Below are 14,131 nucleotides of genomic sequence, written 5' to 3' on the forward strand. Positions count from 1 at the left end.
GTGCCCGAGATCCTCGTTCACATCGTCGAGGGCCGATCGAAGGAGTCCAAGAAGGCTCTGATGAAGGATATCACCGACGCGGTGGTGAAGAACTTCAGCGTCCCGGCCGAGCGCGTCGTCGTGCAGATCGTCGAGAGCCCGAAAGACAGCAAGTCGAGGGGCGGGGTGCCCTTCGACGAGTTCTAACGCGGCCGACTACTCGGTACAGCCCTCGTCGTAGTAGCTGCTCTCGCCGCAGCAATCGTAGCTTTCGCCGCACGGATCCTCGTCGTCGGGCGGCGGGTCGTCGTCCTCATCGACCACGAGGCTCGGCGGTACGTCGGCCACGAAGCCCTTGTTGAAGCACTGCCGCGCGTTGTCGACCCAGAACTCGCGCAGCAGCGGCGACTGGATCTCGGCAAACTGGAACGCCGCCTTGAGGATTTCGCGCTGCTCGCCAGTGAGGTCGTCGGGCGAGCCCAGGATGGTCGACTGCGTCAGGTCGTAGGTGCCCATCTCGCACGTGCCGTCCAGCGTCACGCACGTCCCGTTGAGGTTGCACAGGCGCACAGCGCCATGGAACAGCAGCACCTCGGTGCTTTCCGCATCGACGTTGAAATCGAACGCCGTGCCGCGCACCCCGATCGTGCCCGTCGGCGTCTTGATGCTGTAGAGGTCCTTGGGCGCGCCGCCGGTCGCGAAGCGGAAAGTGCCGGACAGCGCGTTGATGGCGAACTTGCCGGCCGACTGGTCGTCGCGCAGGAGGTAGTCCTCGATCAGCAGCGACGAGTTCGGCCCGACCACCAGCTCGGTGTTATCGGAGAATTTGATCTGCACCGTGCCCGCGGCGCCGGTGTTCACCTTGTCGCCGATGAAGATATCGGCGCCCACCGTCAGCGTGCGCGATTTGCCCGCCGTGTCGGCCTCGGCCTGGGGATCGACGCCCAGCGCCGTGCCGCTCGCGGCAATCGCCGGCAGCGCCGTGGCCGCCAACGCAACCATCAGCCCGAAGGCCGCCATACCATTGAAAATGCTCATCTGTCCCTGCCCATGGCCGCCCCGGCCATCGCCGCGGAAGCACGCACGCGGCGCAATTTGCTCAAAACATAGTGTAGTGATTAGTCTGACTATGCCCCAGGCATATGCAAGTCATGTGTATGCAGCAAGTCGATCTGCGGTCGGCTCGGCTTTCGCTCAAAGAACGGTACAGTATCGCGCGCCTGCTCTCGACGCGCAGCATCGTCGCAGCCAATCCGGGGCGTTGGCAAGCCATATCCCCGAGTTGTCCGCAGGTGATCAGATCCGCGCGCCCTGGCGCTAGCTCAGTCCCCAGTGTCGGGAATGTTGAGGACGTGCCCGCACGCCTTGCAGTGGACAGCATCGGGGTCGTGCCGCTGCAGGCCGCATTGAGGGCAGGGGAAGAACACCTTGTGCGGCCGGAAGATCGATTGTGCCAGCCGCACAAACAGCGTGATGCCGACGATCATCACTGCGATCGAGGTGAGCTTGCCCGCGGTGCCCGGCAGCGTCACGTCGCCATAGCCGGTTGTCGTCACCGACGTGACGGTGAAATAGAGCGCGTCGACATAGCCCTCGATGCCGGAATCGGGACTGGCGAAGAAGGTCAGCACGAACCCCGAGACGAGGAACAGGAAGGCGATGAGGTTGACCACCGCCTCGCCCTGTTCGCGATACTGCGTCAGCTTGAACTTCTTGAGCGGACGCCACAGCGCGCCGCTCCGCGACAGCGTCCATAGCCTGAGGATGCGCAGGAAGCCGAAATTGCTCAGCCATGCCGGCAGCAGCAGCGTGATCAGGATGAATACATCGACAATGGTGGTTGGCTGCCGCAGCCAGCGCAGCGGGTCGGTCGAGGCGAGCGCGCGTGCCAGCAGGTCGAGGATCAGCAGCGCCGCCACCGCGACATCGATCCAGATGAAGCTCGGCCGATCGCGCAGCAGCGGCGTGGCGATGAAGAACGCGATGATCGCCAGATCCACCAGCAGCACCGCGAACTGGAACCGCAGCGCCGTGCTGGAGCTGCCGTGATAGAGCAGCCTCAGCGTCGAGCGCAGGCGCGCAACCCCATGTCCGCTAGTGCCTTTTTCGTCCACCCTGGCCCCTTGATCCGCACCCCGCAGCTTGCGCCCCGCGATGCGGAAGTCAACGGGACACGGCGGCGAGGCGCAGTTCGAGCAGCCGGTGTGCGCCGAACAACACGACAGCGCCGAGCAGCGATAGCGCCCCGGCAATCCAGAACAGCGCGACATAGCCGGCGTATCAGCACCCACGACGCCGAAAAGACCGTCTTGAGCATCGTGATCGCTGATGCCTCAGTTGCACCAGCGGCGAAAGGAGAGGCGCCGACTCGTGTGAGGCGGCGGCTCCAATTTCAGTTGCAGTAGAACTCGCCATTCTCGCCATAGCACTCGGGCGGAAAGCCGTCGTCCGGCGGTGGCGGTGGAGGAGGCGGAGGCGGAGGCGGCGGCGGCGGAGGTGGAGGTGGAGGTGGAGGCGGAGGCGGAGGCGGAGGCGGAGGCGGAGGCGGAGGTGCATCGTCGCCCGTGTCCGGTTCCGGCGCCGGCTTCGGCGTCGAATCGCTCTGCCCATAGACGAGGCTCTGCGGCGTCGTGTTCACGAAGCCCTTGTGGAAGCACTCCTTGGCCTGGTCGATACGGAACTCGCCCAATAGCGGCGCCTGCGATTGCGCGTACTTGAAGTCGCCCTTCAGGTCCTCGCGCGCGGCACCCTTGATTTCGTCGGTGTGGCCGAGGATCTCGGACTTTCCGAGGTCGTACTCGCCCAGCTCGCAGGTATCGTCGAGCGTCACGCAGGTCTTGTCGAGGTTACAGAGCACCACGGCGCCGTGATACAGCAGCACCCGCGTGTGTGCGTCATCGACGTTGAAATCGAACGCCGTGCCGCGCACGCCGATCGTCCCCGTTGGGGTCTCGATCAGGTAGCGGTCCTTCGGCGCCCGGCCGGTAGTGAAGCGGAACGTGCCCGACAGCGCGTTGATGGCGAACTTGCCGGCAGATTCGTCCTCGCGCAGCAGATAGTCCTCGATCAGCAGTGCCGAGTTCGGCCCGACCACCAGTTCGGTTTGGTCAGAGAACTTGATCTGCACCTGGCCATTGGCGCCGGTGACCACCCGGTCGCCGATGAAGATGTCAGCGCCCACGGTGATCGTCCTGCTGTCGGTCTCGGTCTCGACAACCGCCGCCGGCATGACGCCGAGCGCCTTGCCGGTAGCTGCGAATGTAGGGGCGGAAAGTACCAGAAGGCCAAGCGCAGCCACTGCGCAGGCGAGGGGGGCTCGCCTCATCATCTTTTGCATACGCGTCCTCGGCTATGCTTTTGACATGGAGATCGCCCGGCCCCCCGGCGGGTGCGATCCATGACCCTCCTACACAAGATCGCAGATGAACCCTATATGAACCGGCGCCGGGGMCGGCCCCGGCGCCTCACCAGATCATCAGCGGGACGGCCCGCGACAAAGGAGAACTCCCATGGCATGGGTCTATCTCATCGCTGCCGGCTTGCTGGAAATCGTCTGGGCCATCGGCCTCAAGTACACCGAAGGGTTCACGAGACTCGGGCCGACCGCCATCACCATCGCGGCGATGGTCGCCAGCGTCGTGCTGCTCGGTATCGCGCTGCGTGAGCTGCCAGTCGGCACCGGCTACGCCATCTGGACCGGCATCGGCACAGTGGGCACTGCAGTGCTCGGCATCATGATTTTCCAGGAGCCGGCCACGGCCTTGCGGCTCGCCAGCATCGGCCTGATTATCGCCGGGATCGTCGGGCTTAAGCTCGTCAGCTGATCCGGGCGCGGCGCGGGAGCTGTGGCTTCCGCGCCAGCCTGTTTGACGAAAATACCGAATAACGCAAAAGTTGATGGAACCTTTTGCGATTTTCCGTAAACGTGATTGCGGGGGCTCCCACGAGGCGCCATTCCGCGCCGAGCGTCAGCGCATCTCGAAATGAAGGTAAAGGGGAGCCATGCTGTTCCGCTCTGCTGAGGTCGTGTCTGTCCTCATGCTCGTTGTTGCTTTGATCGTTGCCAAGCACGTTCCGCTTTTCGCTGGCCTGCCGCTGTCGCAGGTCACAGGGATCGTCTGCTTCATGTTCGCGATCTATCTCAGCCTGCGCATCTACAATGCCGAGCTGAAGAAGATCCGCGCCGAAGAGTAGGCCGGGCCTGGGCCCAGCCACCTAGAGAATGAAGTCGGCTGCGTACATCGGCAGCCGGCCATTCAATTCGATCTGAAAATCCGCCACGCCGTCACCGTCCGTGTCGCCTTCGACCAGCGTTACGGCGGAAAGGTCGGCGCGCTGCTCGTACACCCAGCGCAACTCGCCCGCCTTGCCGGTGAACTCTGCGAAGCCAAGCAGCTGGAACGCCTGGTTGCCGGAGAACTGCTCGTTGGCGTCGATCGCCCCGAGGTTGATTTTATCCGCCGTCGGCTTGAAGTCCCAGATCACGTCGCGCGTCGTCTCGCCCGTGCCGATCTCCTCGACGCTGCGGAAATCGAACCGATCCCGGCCCTGTCCGCCGAGCATGAACTCCGTGCCCAGCCCGCCGATGAGCAGGTCATTGCCGGCCCCGGCGTTGAGGTAGTCGTCACCGTCGCGCCCATCGAGCCGGTTGCTGCCGCCCCAGTCGATCAGCTCGTTGTCGAGCCCGTTGCCCAGCAGCGCGCGGCCGGAATAGTCGATAGCCATCGTGAGGTTCTCGATCTCGAGATAATCCTCGAGATCAATTCCCACGGTGGCGCGGATCGTGTCCCACCCGCCGATATCGATGATGGTGTCGGAGCGATCGTCGATAAGCTGGTAGATATCGTCCCCGAGCCCGCCCTCGAGCAGGTCGGCGCCGCCATGCCCGAACAGCTGGTCGCTGCCGTCGAGCCCGAGGATGTGATCATCCCCGGCAAATCCCAGGATCGCGTCGTTGGCGTTGGTCCCGGTCAGCGTCTCGGGCGCGTCGGTGCCCATGATGTAGGCCATGGAATTTCTCCCTAGAGAATGAAGTCAGCCGCCGTCAGCACATGCTGGCCGCGCAGTTCGAGGCCGAAATCGGCCTCCCCATCTCCATCCGTATCGGCTTCGACGATCGTCACGACCTCACCGTTGGTGAAGGTGAAATAGTCGTAGCGCAGCTGGCCCCACTTGCCGGTGAACTCGCCGTCGCCGATGAAGGTGAAGGCCTGGTTGCCGTTGCGCCAGACGTTCGAATCGACGCCCGCAAGGTTGATCAGTTCGCCAGCTTCGAAGTCGACGATCACATCGCGGCTCGCTGCCGGTCCGCTCTCGTAGCTGGCGAAATCGAACCGATCCGTGCCGGCGCCTCCAATCAGCACATCGCGGCCAAAGCCACCGATCAGGATGTCGTCGCCGCCACCGCCTTCGAGCCGGTCATCGCCGTTGCCGCCGGAGAGCACGTTGTCGCCAAAGCCGCCGACCAGCCGGTTGTTGAGGTTGTTGCCACTCACGTGCCAGTCGCCCGCATCGGCGAGCACCACGTTCTCGATCTCGGGATTTCCGGTGAGGTCCCAGTGCGTCGTCGCGCGGATCGTGTCGATGCCGCCGGTGTCGATGATGGTGTCGGAGCGGTCGGCGAACACGAAGTACTCGTCGTTGCCGAGCCCGCCCTCCATGGTGTCCGCGCCCGCGACGCTGCGCAGCGAGTCATTGCCGACGTCGCCGATCAGGTGGTCGTCACCGCCATAGCTGATCAGCACGTCATTGCCGAGCCCGCCACGCACCGTCTGGTCGCCGGCCGCGTCGATACGGGTCACGGAGTCCGTGGGCTTCAGCCCGAACACCACCGCCGTGGTCCCGGAGAGATAGAGGCCGCCCGGGCTGGCGTTGCTGTTGCCGAAGGCGAGGTCAGCGAAACCGTCGCCGTTGAAGTCGCCGAGCCCGGCAACGTTTTCGACCCCCGAATAGGGGTCTGAGCTGTCGATCTCGAACCCGTCGCGGCCGTCGAGATCGTCGACGTCGAAGCCCGGCGTGTGGAAGGTCGCCCTGCCGAACACGACGTGCGCCCTGCTATAGCCGGTCTGCACCAGCACATCGTCGAAGCCGTCGCCGTTCACGTCCCCTGCGCCCGTCACCTCTGCCCCGAGCCCCGACAGCGTTGGTCCGCGGATGACAAAGCCGTCGCTGCCGTCGAGCGCCTCGAGGTCTAGTGAGGCATCGAACCCGTCCGCCTTGCCGAACACCACGTAGGCCTCGCCACCATCGATATGGCCATGCGGCTTGGCGTAGGGATTGCCGACGATGAAGTCGTCGATGCCGTCGCCGTTCACGTCTCCCGCCGCCGCTACGGTGCGGTTGACGTTGGGATCGAGCCGGAAGCCGTTGCTGCCGTCGAGCATGTCGACCGTGAGCCCGGCAGGAAATCCGCCGGCGCCACCGAAGATCACAGCTTCGCCGATGACGACGTCGCCGAACCCGTCGCCGTTGATGTCGCCGATGCCGCCGGGCCGCGGGTATCCCCACTCGGTCGAGTTGAAGATTGCCGTCGTGACGTCGGTGACGATCGCATCCGCCGCAAAACCGTCCGCCTTTCCAAGCAGTAGCCGGGCCTCGTAGTCGGTGGTGATCAGCACATCGTCGAAGCCGTCGCCGTTGGTGTCGCCGGCAGAGGCGATGGTGTAGTTGGCGGTCGATCGCGGCGGTCCGTTGAGCGTGAAGCCGTTTTCGCCGTCGAGCTCCTCGAGCCAGAAATACGGCTCGAAGCCATCGGCCTTGCCGAAGACCACGTGGACGTCCTCGTAGCCGTATTCGTCGGCGTCGTTGGTGGTCCCGACCATCAGGTCGGCATACCCGTCGCCGTTGATGTCGCCGGCGCCCTCGACGTGGAAGGGCTTGTCCACAGTATCGATCGCAAAGCCGTTGCTGCCGTCGAGTTCGGTGATGTTGAACTCGGCTGGAAACGGCTCAGCCGATCCGAATACGACATAGTTGTAGACCGCGCCGCCCATCCGGTCGCGGCCGCTGACGATGATGTCGTCGAAGCCGTCGCCGTTGACGTCACCGGCGTTCTCGACGCTGGTCCCCAACCTGTCGTCGGTCGTGGCGCCGGTGATGTTGAAGCCGTCGCTGCCGTCGAGTGAATCCGGATCGATGGTAGGTGGATAATAGGCCATGCTGAAAATCCTCCCGAATATCGTTCAAGGCTCCGCCTCGGCCCTCGATCCGGGAACGCAGCGACTTGCATGGGTGACATGCCACCTGCGCATGGATCGGCCCGCTTCTAGCCCTCCGTCGCCAAACCATCGCCTACGGATGCCCATTTTTGCGGCATCAGGTCATCTGCGCAGTGACGGACGCCCGCCAGGCGGGCACGGGTGAGCGCCCGCGGCTAGAGAATGAAGTCGTCCGCGCTGAGCGCGATGCTGCCCCGCAGCTCGATCTCGAAATCGGCGACGCCGTCGCCATCGGTGTCGCCGGCAATCACCGTCACTGTCTCGGTGCCGCCATTGATCATTTCCTCATAGGTCACGAGCTCGCCGGCCGAGCGGGTGAAGCTGCTGGCGCCGATGAAGGTGAAGGTCTGGTTGCCGGAATGCCCGGCGTCGGCGTCGATCCTGCCGAGGTGGATACGGTCGCCGCCGCGGGTGAAATCCATGATCTGGTCGCGGTTGTAGATGCCCGGACCCGAACCGACGCCCGTCTCGGCCACATCGTAGAAGTCGAAACGATCGTCGCCGGCGCCGCCTTGCAGGTCATCGACGCCGAGCCCACCGATCAGGATGTCGTTGCCGCCGCCGGCGACGAGATAGTCCTGGCCCGCGCGTCCATCGAGGATATTGCTGCCACCCCGATCGAAGATTTCGTTGTTCAGCGCGTTGCCCAGCGTCTGCCGGCCGGAAGCGTCAGTGGCCATCTCCAGGTTCTCGATCTCCGGATAGTCCGCAAGGTCGAGGCTGGTGGTGGCGCGGATGGTGTCCCAACCGCTCCCGTCGATGATTGTGTCCGAGCGGTCGGCGTTGAGCTCGTAGGTGTCGTCGCCGTCCCCGCCTTCGAGGAGGTCGGCGCCAGGGCCGCCGATGAGGAGGTCGTTGCCGTTGAGCCCGATCAGGCGATCGTCGCCACCGAGGCCCCAGATCGCTTCGTCGTCCTCTGTGCCCAAGAGCGTATCCGCCCCGGACGTGCCTATGATTGCCATGATGTTCTCCCTCTCACCCACTTTGAGACGGCCTTGCTCGGCGCGGCACGACCGCAATTTGCAAGGCGGCTCCGCGGAGGCCGCATGGCGGCATGGGATTCTGCTGTGAACGGGTCCCGGCAGTTGCCTACTTCTTCAGCAACTCCCCCAATCTAGGTAAAGCCGGCTGTCAGTTGGGCAATCGTCCGCCCTGTTACCGTCCGGGCCTGCGTGATAAATCTCGCGCCCATGAACGCCATCACCACGCCCCGCACCGCCCGTTCGGTGTGCCCCCACGATTGTCCCTCAACCTGCGCGCTCGACGTTGAACTGATCGACGGCTCGACCATCGGCCGGGTGCGTGGCGCCAAGGACGATCCTTACACGGCGGGCGTCATCTGCGAGAAAGTGGCGCGCTACGCCGAGCGGATTCATCACCCGAACCGGCTGACCCATCCCCTTCGCCGCGTTGGCAAAAAGGGCTCTGGCGAGTTCCAGCGGATCAGCTGGGATGAAGCGATGGATGAGATCGTCGCCCGCTGGCTCGAGATCGAGCGGACCGACGGACCCGAGGCCATCTGGCCCTATTTCTACGCCGGCACCATGGGCCACGTGCACCGCGACGGCATCGAGCGCCTGCGCCATGCCCGCGGCTACTCGCTGCAATACGACACCATCTGCACCGGCACCGCCTGGCCCGGCTTCATCGCCGGCACCGGCGTGCTGGCCGGCCCCAACCCCGAGTCCATGGCCGACAGCGATTGCGTCGTCATCTGGGGCACCAACGCGGTGGCCACCCAGGTCAATGTCATGACCCACGCCATCCGCGCCCGCAAGGAACGCGGGGCGAAGATCGTCGCCATCGACATCTACCGCAACGGCACCATGGAGCAGGCCGACATGGCGCTGGTGGCGCGCCCCGGCACCGACGGCGCGCTGGCCGTCGCCGTGATGCACATCCTGCTGCGCGATGGCCTGGCCGATCGCGCCTACATGGCCAAGTACACCGACTTCTCGCCCGAATTCGAAGCCCATCTTTCGACCCGCACTCCCGAATGGGCGGCCGCGATCACCGGCCTCAACGTCGAAGAAATCGAGGCCTTCGCCCGGCTCGTAGGCACCACGCCAAAAACCTACTTCCGCCTCGGCTATGGCTTCACCCGCCAGCGCAACGGCTCCACCTCGATGCATGCTGCGCTCTCGGTCGCCGCCATGACCGGCTCCTGGCAGCACCACGGCGGCGGCGCCTTCCACTCCAACTCTGGCTCGTGGAAGCTCGACAAGTCGATGATAACAGGCGCCGACATGGGTCCGGGCGGGCGCGAGCTCGATATGTCCGAGATCGGCAAGGTGCTGACGGGGGACAAGAAGGCGCTGAACGGCGGCGGCCCGGTCAAGGCGCTGTTCATCCAGAACACCAACCCGATGAACGTCAGCCCGGAGCAGGGCCTCACCCGCGCCGGTTTCGAGCGCGAGGACCTGTTCACGGTCGTGCATGAGCAGTTCATGACCGATACCGCGAAGATGGCCGATATCGTCCTGCCCGCCACCATGTTCCTCGAGCATAACGACTACTACCGCCGCGGCGGCCACACCCGGCTGCTGTTCGGCCCCAAGCTGGTCGACGCGCCAGGCGAGTGCCGCTCCAATTTCGAGGTCGTCAACGAGCTGCTCCGCCGCCTCGGCACCGACCACGCCTCGATGCACCTGAGCGACCGGGACATGGTCGCCGAGACCTTCCGCCGGTCAGGCTTCGGCGAGCTCGAGGAGATCGAAAAAACCGGCTTCATCGACGGCGCCTGGCCGGACGAGAAAGCCCGTTTCGCCGACGGTTTCGCCTGGCCCGACAAGCGCTATCGCTTCGAGCCGGACTGGGACGCTGTGGCCAAGCTCAAGGGCTACAACTGGGTCTGCGACCCCTCGGAGATGCCACGCTTCGCCGACCACTGGGACGTCACCGAGCGGGTCGACGCCGAAACCCCGTTCCGCCTCGCCACCAGCCCCTCGCGCAGCTTCCTCAACTCCAGCTTCGCTGAAACCGCAGGCAGCCAGAAGCGCCAGCCCGAGCCTACCGTCTTCATCCATTCCGCCGACGCAGCTGAACTCGGAATCGCCGATGGCGACCCCGTCACCCTCGGCAACCGCCGCGGCGAAGTCGCGCTGAGGGCGGTGTTCTTCGTCGGCATGCAACGCGGCGTGCTTATCGCCGAAGGCATCCATCCCAACTCCGCGCACCGGAACGGCCAGGGCATCAACACCCTGATCGGGTCAGATCCGGTCCGCCCCTTCGGCGGCGCCGCGTTCCACGATACATCGGTGTGGGTTCGGAAGGGGTAGGGGATTAAGCCCCGTAAGCCTGCCAGAAGAACCACCCGGTCAGCCCGATCCCGTAGACAATCACCAGCCCGCGGATCAGCCCTGTCGGTATCCGCTTTGCCAGCCGCGCCGCGACATAGCCGCCGATCGTCACCCCGACCAGCGCGATCGAGCCGTGGTACCAGTCGATGGACCCCGACAGTGCGAACCGCACCACGCTGACCAGTGCCACCAGCGTCGAAATCCACAGCTTCAGCCCGTTCATCGCATGGATGTCGGTGAACCCCGCCAGCGCCAGGAACGCCAGTAGCAAGACGCCGAGTCCGGCGTTGAAGAACCCGCCATAGACGCAGATGCCGGCCAGCAGCGCGAACAGCAGCGCCGCACCGACATGCCGGCCGCGGCCACTGTCGCCCGCTCGGGCCCGGATGAAGCTATTGATCCGGCCGCCGAAGGCGAACAGTACCACCGCAAATAGCAGCAGCCACGGCACCACCAGGACGAACGTGGCGTTCGACACCTGCAACAGCAGTTCCGCGCCGACATAGCCGAAGACGATCGAGACGATCGAATAGGGGATCAGCCGGTCGCGATGCTTGACGATATCGTGCCACAACCCGAAAGCGCCGCTGGCATAGCCCGGCAGGCTCGCATAGGTGTTCGACGCATTGGCGATCACCGGCGGCACGCCGGCGAACAGGAGCGCTGGGAACAGCACGAACGAGCCGCCACCCGCCAGCGTATTGATGGTGCCGGCGATGAGCCCGGCGACGAACAGCATGATCTCGGTCATGCCGTTCTCCCTAGCCTGTCAGGTGCCCGCACTCCAACGCAATCGCGTGATCTTCGCCATCAGCCGAGCGAATGGGGGCAAGTTGACAAAGCTGGCCCGATCCACCACATAGCGGCCGTGCTGCTGGCGCCTGCCGCTCGCCGGGGAAACCCGATGGTCAAGTCCAGCCGCGGATCATCCGTGACGCATTCATGATCGCTCCCTTCTCGAGGCGGTTCATGGCAGGGCGAGCCCCATGAAGAAATCCGCCTCTGCTTGAAGAGGACCGACATGACTTTCTCTCTCGATACCCCCAGTGCCGCGACCCTGAAGGCCGAGGCCAAGGCTCTGCGCGCCGAACGAGCCTTGGCGGGCAATCCGCTGGGGCAGGGCGCCGCGCTGGAAGAAATCGCCCACCGCCACGGCTACCGCGACTGGAACACCGCCTCAGCGGCGATGCCGGAACGCGCGGTCAGCCCGGTGCAGGTTGGCCAGCGCGTCAAGGGCACCTACCTCAGCCAGCCGTTCATCGGCATGGTGATCGGGGTGCAACTGCTCGCCGACATGAACCACTACGAGGTGACCGTGAAGTTCGATCGCCCGGTTAACGTGTCGAAATCCGAGCTAATGGGGCCGATCTATCGCCAGCGCGTGCGGGCGACGGTCGACCTGCGCGGCATCTCGGCGTCGCGCACCAGCGACGGTGAACCGCATATGCGCATCCAGCGCGCATAGCAGAACCGTTTTCCAACGGCGGGGCATGCTCCGCCGTTGTCTTTCCCTCCCGCGGGTTGTCTTCCATCGCCATCTGCCGATATATGGAGGCCCGTCCCGGTGGCGTTCCGTCACCCTCCTGCAGCAGACACGGACTCTACCCATGACCACCCAGACCCTGCCGATCGACCTCTATTATGCCGCCACTCCGAATGGCCGGAAGATCACCATCATCCTCGAGGAACTCGGGCTGCCCTACGGGATCTATCCGATCAACATCGGCCGCGGCGACCAGTTCAAGCCGGATTTCCTCGCGATCTCGCCCAACAACAAGATCCCGGCGATCGTCGATCCAGAGGGCCCGGAGGGCAAGCCGGTCTCCATCTTCGAGTCGGGCGCGATCCTGAAATACCTCGCCGAGAAGTTCGGCAAGTTCTACGGCACCAGTTGGTCCGAGCGGATCAAGATCGACGAGTGGCTGTTCTGGCAGGTCGGCGGCTTCGGCCCGATGCTGGGCCAGAACAATCACTTCTCCCGCTACGCCCCCGAGAAGATCCCCTACGCCATCAAGCGCTACCAGGACGAAAGCCACCGCCTCTATCGCGTGCTCGACACCCAGCTCAAGAAGCAGGCCGCCGAGGGCAAGGATTACGTGGCCGGTGACTACTCGATCGCCGACATGGCCATTTTCGACTGGTCGCGCGGTTCCGAGAACCACGGCATTGACCTCGCCGAGTTCCCGGCCTTTGCGGCCTGGCGCCAACGCGTCACCGATCGCCCCGCCGTGCAGCGGGCGCTCGGCATCACGCTCGAGCAGAGCCAGAACATCAGCGCCGCCACAGACAAGGAAGCGCAGAAGATCCTGTTCAACCAGCGTTAATGCATCATTCAGTTTCGGGTGCTGACTCGGTCAGCACCCGTGACCAATCCTGCTCCTGGCACAGCACATAAAGTACACAGCCTTTGAGCCGGATTAGGTCGGTATTCAGCACCTCTACCGACCCCGAGTACATGTTCCCATCCTCGGGATTATAGATCTCGCCCTCGTAGAACATCGGATTCCCGGTCTGCCGCAGAGTCAGAATCTGCATCCCCTGGATCGGGCGGCCACGGAGCGCCGGGTCCTTGTTGTTGGCGTCGGTAAACGAAGCCGGATCAATGGCTTCGAGCTCTGCGCCATACTTCTCCTTGATCGTCTCCGGGATCACGATCTTGCTGATATAGCCGCAGAATCCGGGCTCGCACGGGGCGATGGTCAGCTCCGTCCGCGCTGTGGTGAGCCACACTCCCTCGATCAGCGAGGGGAGCGTCTCCTGCGCCGCAACCGGCCCCAGCCCCGCCAGCGCCAAAACAGCCGCGGCGCCTGCAAATCTGTCAGTCCAAGCCATGGTTGCTCTCCGTCGCCGCGCCGTCGAATCGAGATCTCGAGCTTCAATCGAGTAGCATCGGCATCGTTGCCGCGAGGTTCGTCAAATCAATGGCAAAGTTCCGCAAATAATGTCGCGGGCCGCCGAGGGCGACAGTTCTGCATCATTTGTGCACGGCCGGTCATTACTGCCCATGTGCGCGCCCCGAAAAACCGCTTGCCCGGCAAGGCTCCAGCCGCTATCCCCACCGGCGACGGAGAGGTGGCCGAGTGGTCGAAGGCACGCCCCTGCTAAGGGCGCAGACCTCTAAAGGGTCTCGTGGGTTCGAATCCCATCCTCTCCGCCACCTTCCCCAAGCGAGTTAGTTGGACGCCTCGCGGGCCTCAGGCCTGCCGTGGCTGGCATAAACCGGCACGTAGACATAACGTTCGCTTAACAGGCAATGTTGGATTCTCCGGGGTGTAGGAGAGAACCTATGGGTGCGACGGTGCTGGCGGCCATGCTTGCCGGCGGACTGGGATTAATCGCCGGCGGCTACTACTCCACCATGGGCTGGATCGTGGTTGGAAACCTGCTGCTGCTGACGACCGCCACGGCGGCACTCGCCGCGCAGGCGGACCTCCTGACCGCGCTCGGATGGACAGTGCTCGCTATCGTCACCTTTAATATCGGTTTGCTGCTCGGGTTGATCATCCGCCGGCCGATCAGGCTCGGCCCTTCTGACGTCACCGCCGTTCGATAAGCAAAGCTGATTGTTCCCCAGTACTTCCTAGACTTCCCCGCCTTCGTTGGTTAATCATTAGTTACGACGCCTTTCAGCATAAG

General features: G+C 64.3%; 15 protein-coding genes and 1 tRNA gene. 8 read left to right on the forward strand and 8 right to left on the reverse strand.

Going from position 1 to position 14,131, the window contains the following annotated elements; genetic code table 11:
• Window positions 1–186, forward strand: coding sequence for a 2-hydroxymuconate tautomerase (locus AC1DYL_RS14325; protein WP_477173652.1), 186 nt, complete (start codon window positions 1–3; stop codon window positions 184–186).
• Between the two features lie 9 nt (window positions 187–195).
• Here the strand turns inward: AC1DYL_RS14325 and AC1DYL_RS14330 are convergent, their stop codons facing one another.
• The 3 genes from AC1DYL_RS14330 to AC1DYL_RS14340 form a co-directional block, all read right to left on the reverse strand.
• Window positions 196–1,017, reverse strand: coding sequence for a FecR family protein (locus AC1DYL_RS14330; protein WP_477173653.1), 822 nt, complete (start codon window positions 1,015–1,017; stop codon window positions 196–198).
• A gap of 284 nt (window positions 1,018–1,301) precedes the next feature.
• Window positions 1,302–2,093 carry an ion channel gene (locus AC1DYL_RS14335; protein WP_477173654.1) on the reverse strand — a complete coding sequence of 264 codons (792 nt, stop codon included), beginning with the start codon at window positions 2,091–2,093 and terminating at the stop codon, window positions 1,302–1,304.
• A 278-nt stretch (window positions 2,094–2,371) separates the two neighbouring features.
• The gene (locus AC1DYL_RS14340) at window positions 2,372–3,316 is read right to left on the reverse strand and encodes a FecR family protein (RefSeq protein ID WP_477173655.1); all 945 of its coding nucleotides are present in this window, start codon (window positions 3,314–3,316) and stop codon (window positions 2,372–2,374) included.
• Window positions 3,317–3,488: 172 nt separating this feature from the next.
• Here AC1DYL_RS14340 and sugE point away from each other — a divergent pair, with 172 nt between their 5' ends.
• Together sugE and AC1DYL_RS14350 are read left to right on the forward strand one after the other, a co-directional pair.
• A complete protein-coding gene (sugE, locus tag AC1DYL_RS14345) occupies window positions 3,489–3,803 on the forward strand; it encodes a quaternary ammonium compound efflux SMR transporter SugE (protein ID WP_477157890.1) in 315 nt (104 codons plus the stop codon).
• A gap of 214 nt (window positions 3,804–4,017) precedes the next feature.
• Window positions 4,018–4,173, forward strand: coding sequence for a hypothetical protein (locus AC1DYL_RS14350; RefSeq protein ID WP_477151310.1), 156 nt, complete (start codon window positions 4,018–4,020; stop codon window positions 4,171–4,173).
• Between the two features lie 21 nt (window positions 4,174–4,194).
• Here the strand turns inward: AC1DYL_RS14350 and AC1DYL_RS14355 are convergent, their stop codons facing one another.
• From AC1DYL_RS14355 to AC1DYL_RS14365, 3 genes are all read right to left on the reverse strand, one after another.
• Entirely contained in the window at window positions 4,195–4,989 is a 795-nt protein-coding gene (locus AC1DYL_RS14355) for a calcium-binding protein (RefSeq protein WP_477173656.1), read from the reverse strand.
• 11 nt (window positions 4,990–5,000) lie between these two features.
• Window positions 5,001–7,136 (reverse strand): M10 family metallopeptidase C-terminal domain-containing protein, encoded by a 2,136-nt coding sequence (locus tag AC1DYL_RS14360; RefSeq protein ID WP_477173657.1) that lies wholly within the window; start codon window positions 7,134–7,136, stop codon window positions 5,001–5,003.
• Window positions 7,137–7,351: 215 nt separating this feature from the next.
• Window positions 7,352–8,158, reverse strand: a complete 807-nt coding sequence (locus AC1DYL_RS14365; protein ID WP_477173658.1) for a calcium-binding protein — start codon at window positions 8,156–8,158, stop codon at window positions 7,352–7,354.
• A 228-nt stretch (window positions 8,159–8,386) separates the two neighbouring features.
• Between AC1DYL_RS14365 and AC1DYL_RS14370 the strand changes: the two genes are divergently transcribed.
• Window positions 8,387–10,474 carry a molybdopterin-containing oxidoreductase family protein gene (locus AC1DYL_RS14370; RefSeq protein ID WP_477173659.1) on the forward strand — a complete coding sequence of 696 codons (2,088 nt, stop codon included), beginning with the start codon at window positions 8,387–8,389 and terminating at the stop codon, window positions 10,472–10,474.
• Between the two features lie 4 nt (window positions 10,475–10,478).
• On the opposite strand, the gene AC1DYL_RS14375 is transcribed toward AC1DYL_RS14370, so the two are convergent.
• Window positions 10,479–11,246, reverse strand: coding sequence for a sulfite exporter TauE/SafE family protein (locus tag AC1DYL_RS14375; protein WP_477151306.1), 768 nt, complete (start codon window positions 11,244–11,246; stop codon window positions 10,479–10,481).
• A gap of 270 nt (window positions 11,247–11,516) precedes the next feature.
• On the opposite strand from AC1DYL_RS14375, the gene AC1DYL_RS14380 reads away from it, so the two are divergent.
• Both AC1DYL_RS14380 and AC1DYL_RS14385 read left to right on the forward strand, forming a co-directional pair.
• A complete protein-coding gene (locus AC1DYL_RS14380; protein ID WP_477151305.1) occupies window positions 11,517–11,960 on the forward strand; it encodes a glyoxalase superfamily protein in 444 nt (147 codons plus the stop codon).
• Between the two features lie 142 nt (window positions 11,961–12,102).
• On the forward strand, window positions 12,103–12,819 hold the full coding sequence (locus AC1DYL_RS14385; RefSeq protein ID WP_477157894.1) for a glutathione S-transferase N-terminal domain-containing protein: 717 nt from the start codon (window positions 12,103–12,105) through the stop codon (window positions 12,817–12,819).
• A gap of 4 nt (window positions 12,820–12,823) precedes the next feature.
• On the opposite strand, the gene AC1DYL_RS14390 is transcribed toward AC1DYL_RS14385, so the two are convergent.
• Window positions 12,824–13,327: a DUF2147 domain-containing protein gene (locus AC1DYL_RS14390; RefSeq protein WP_477173660.1), complete on the reverse strand. Its 504-nt coding sequence runs from the start codon at window positions 13,325–13,327 to the stop codon at window positions 12,824–12,826.
• A 234-nt stretch (window positions 13,328–13,561) separates the two neighbouring features.
• Here AC1DYL_RS14390 and AC1DYL_RS14395 point away from each other — a divergent pair.
• Both AC1DYL_RS14395 and AC1DYL_RS14400 read left to right on the forward strand, forming a co-directional pair.
• Window positions 13,562–13,652: transfer RNA gene (locus AC1DYL_RS14395), tRNA-Ser, on the forward strand.
• A 129-nt stretch (window positions 13,653–13,781) separates the two neighbouring features.
• Window positions 13,782–14,048 (forward strand): hypothetical protein, encoded by a 267-nt coding sequence (locus tag AC1DYL_RS14400; RefSeq protein ID WP_477151302.1) that lies wholly within the window; start codon window positions 13,782–13,784, stop codon window positions 14,046–14,048.
• Window positions 14,049–14,131: the final 83 nt, after the last annotated feature.

This window comes from Devosia sp. P1_H9 (assembly GCF_056405135.1).

Bases quoted from the DNA above. Each gene is read 5' to 3' on its own strand.
- AC1DYL_RS14355 (WP_477173656.1), bottom strand. From the start codon at position 4,989: ATGGCCTACATCATGGGCACCGACGCGCCCGAGACGCTGACCGGGACC.
- AC1DYL_RS14380 (WP_477151305.1), top strand. From the start codon at position 11,517: ATGACTTTCTCTCTCGATACCCCCAGTGCCGCGACCCTGAAGGCCGAG.
- AC1DYL_RS14390 (WP_477173660.1), bottom strand. From the start codon at position 13,327: ATGGCTTGGACTGACAGATTTGCAGGCGCCGCGGCTGTTTTGGCGCTG.
- AC1DYL_RS14370 (WP_477173659.1), top strand. From the start codon at position 8,387: ATGAACGCCATCACCACGCCCCGCACCGCCCGTTCGGTGTGCCCCCAC.
- AC1DYL_RS14385 (WP_477157894.1), top strand. From the start codon at position 12,103: ATGACCACCCAGACCCTGCCGATCGACCTCTATTATGCCGCCACTCCG.
- AC1DYL_RS14375 (WP_477151306.1), bottom strand. From the start codon at position 11,246: ATGACCGAGATCATGCTGTTCGTCGCCGGGCTCATCGCCGGCACCATC.
- sugE (WP_477157890.1), top strand. From the start codon at position 3,489: ATGGCATGGGTCTATCTCATCGCTGCCGGCTTGCTGGAAATCGTCTGG.
- AC1DYL_RS14360 (WP_477173657.1), bottom strand. From the start codon at position 7,136: ATGGCCTATTATCCACCTACCATCGATCCGGATTCACTCGACGGCAGC.
- AC1DYL_RS14330 (WP_477173653.1), bottom strand. From the start codon at position 1,017: ATGAGCATTTTCAATGGTATGGCGGCCTTCGGGCTGATGGTTGCGTTG.
- AC1DYL_RS14365 (WP_477173658.1), bottom strand. From the start codon at position 8,158: ATGGCAATCATAGGCACGTCCGGGGCGGATACGCTCTTGGGCACAGAG.
- AC1DYL_RS14400 (WP_477151302.1), top strand. From the start codon at position 13,782: ATGGGTGCGACGGTGCTGGCGGCCATGCTTGCCGGCGGACTGGGATTA.
- AC1DYL_RS14350 (WP_477151310.1), top strand. From the start codon at position 4,018: ATGCTCGTTGTTGCTTTGATCGTTGCCAAGCACGTTCCGCTTTTCGCT.
- AC1DYL_RS14340 (WP_477173655.1), bottom strand. From the start codon at position 3,316: ATGCAAAAGATGATGAGGCGAGCCCCCCTCGCCTGCGCAGTGGCTGCG.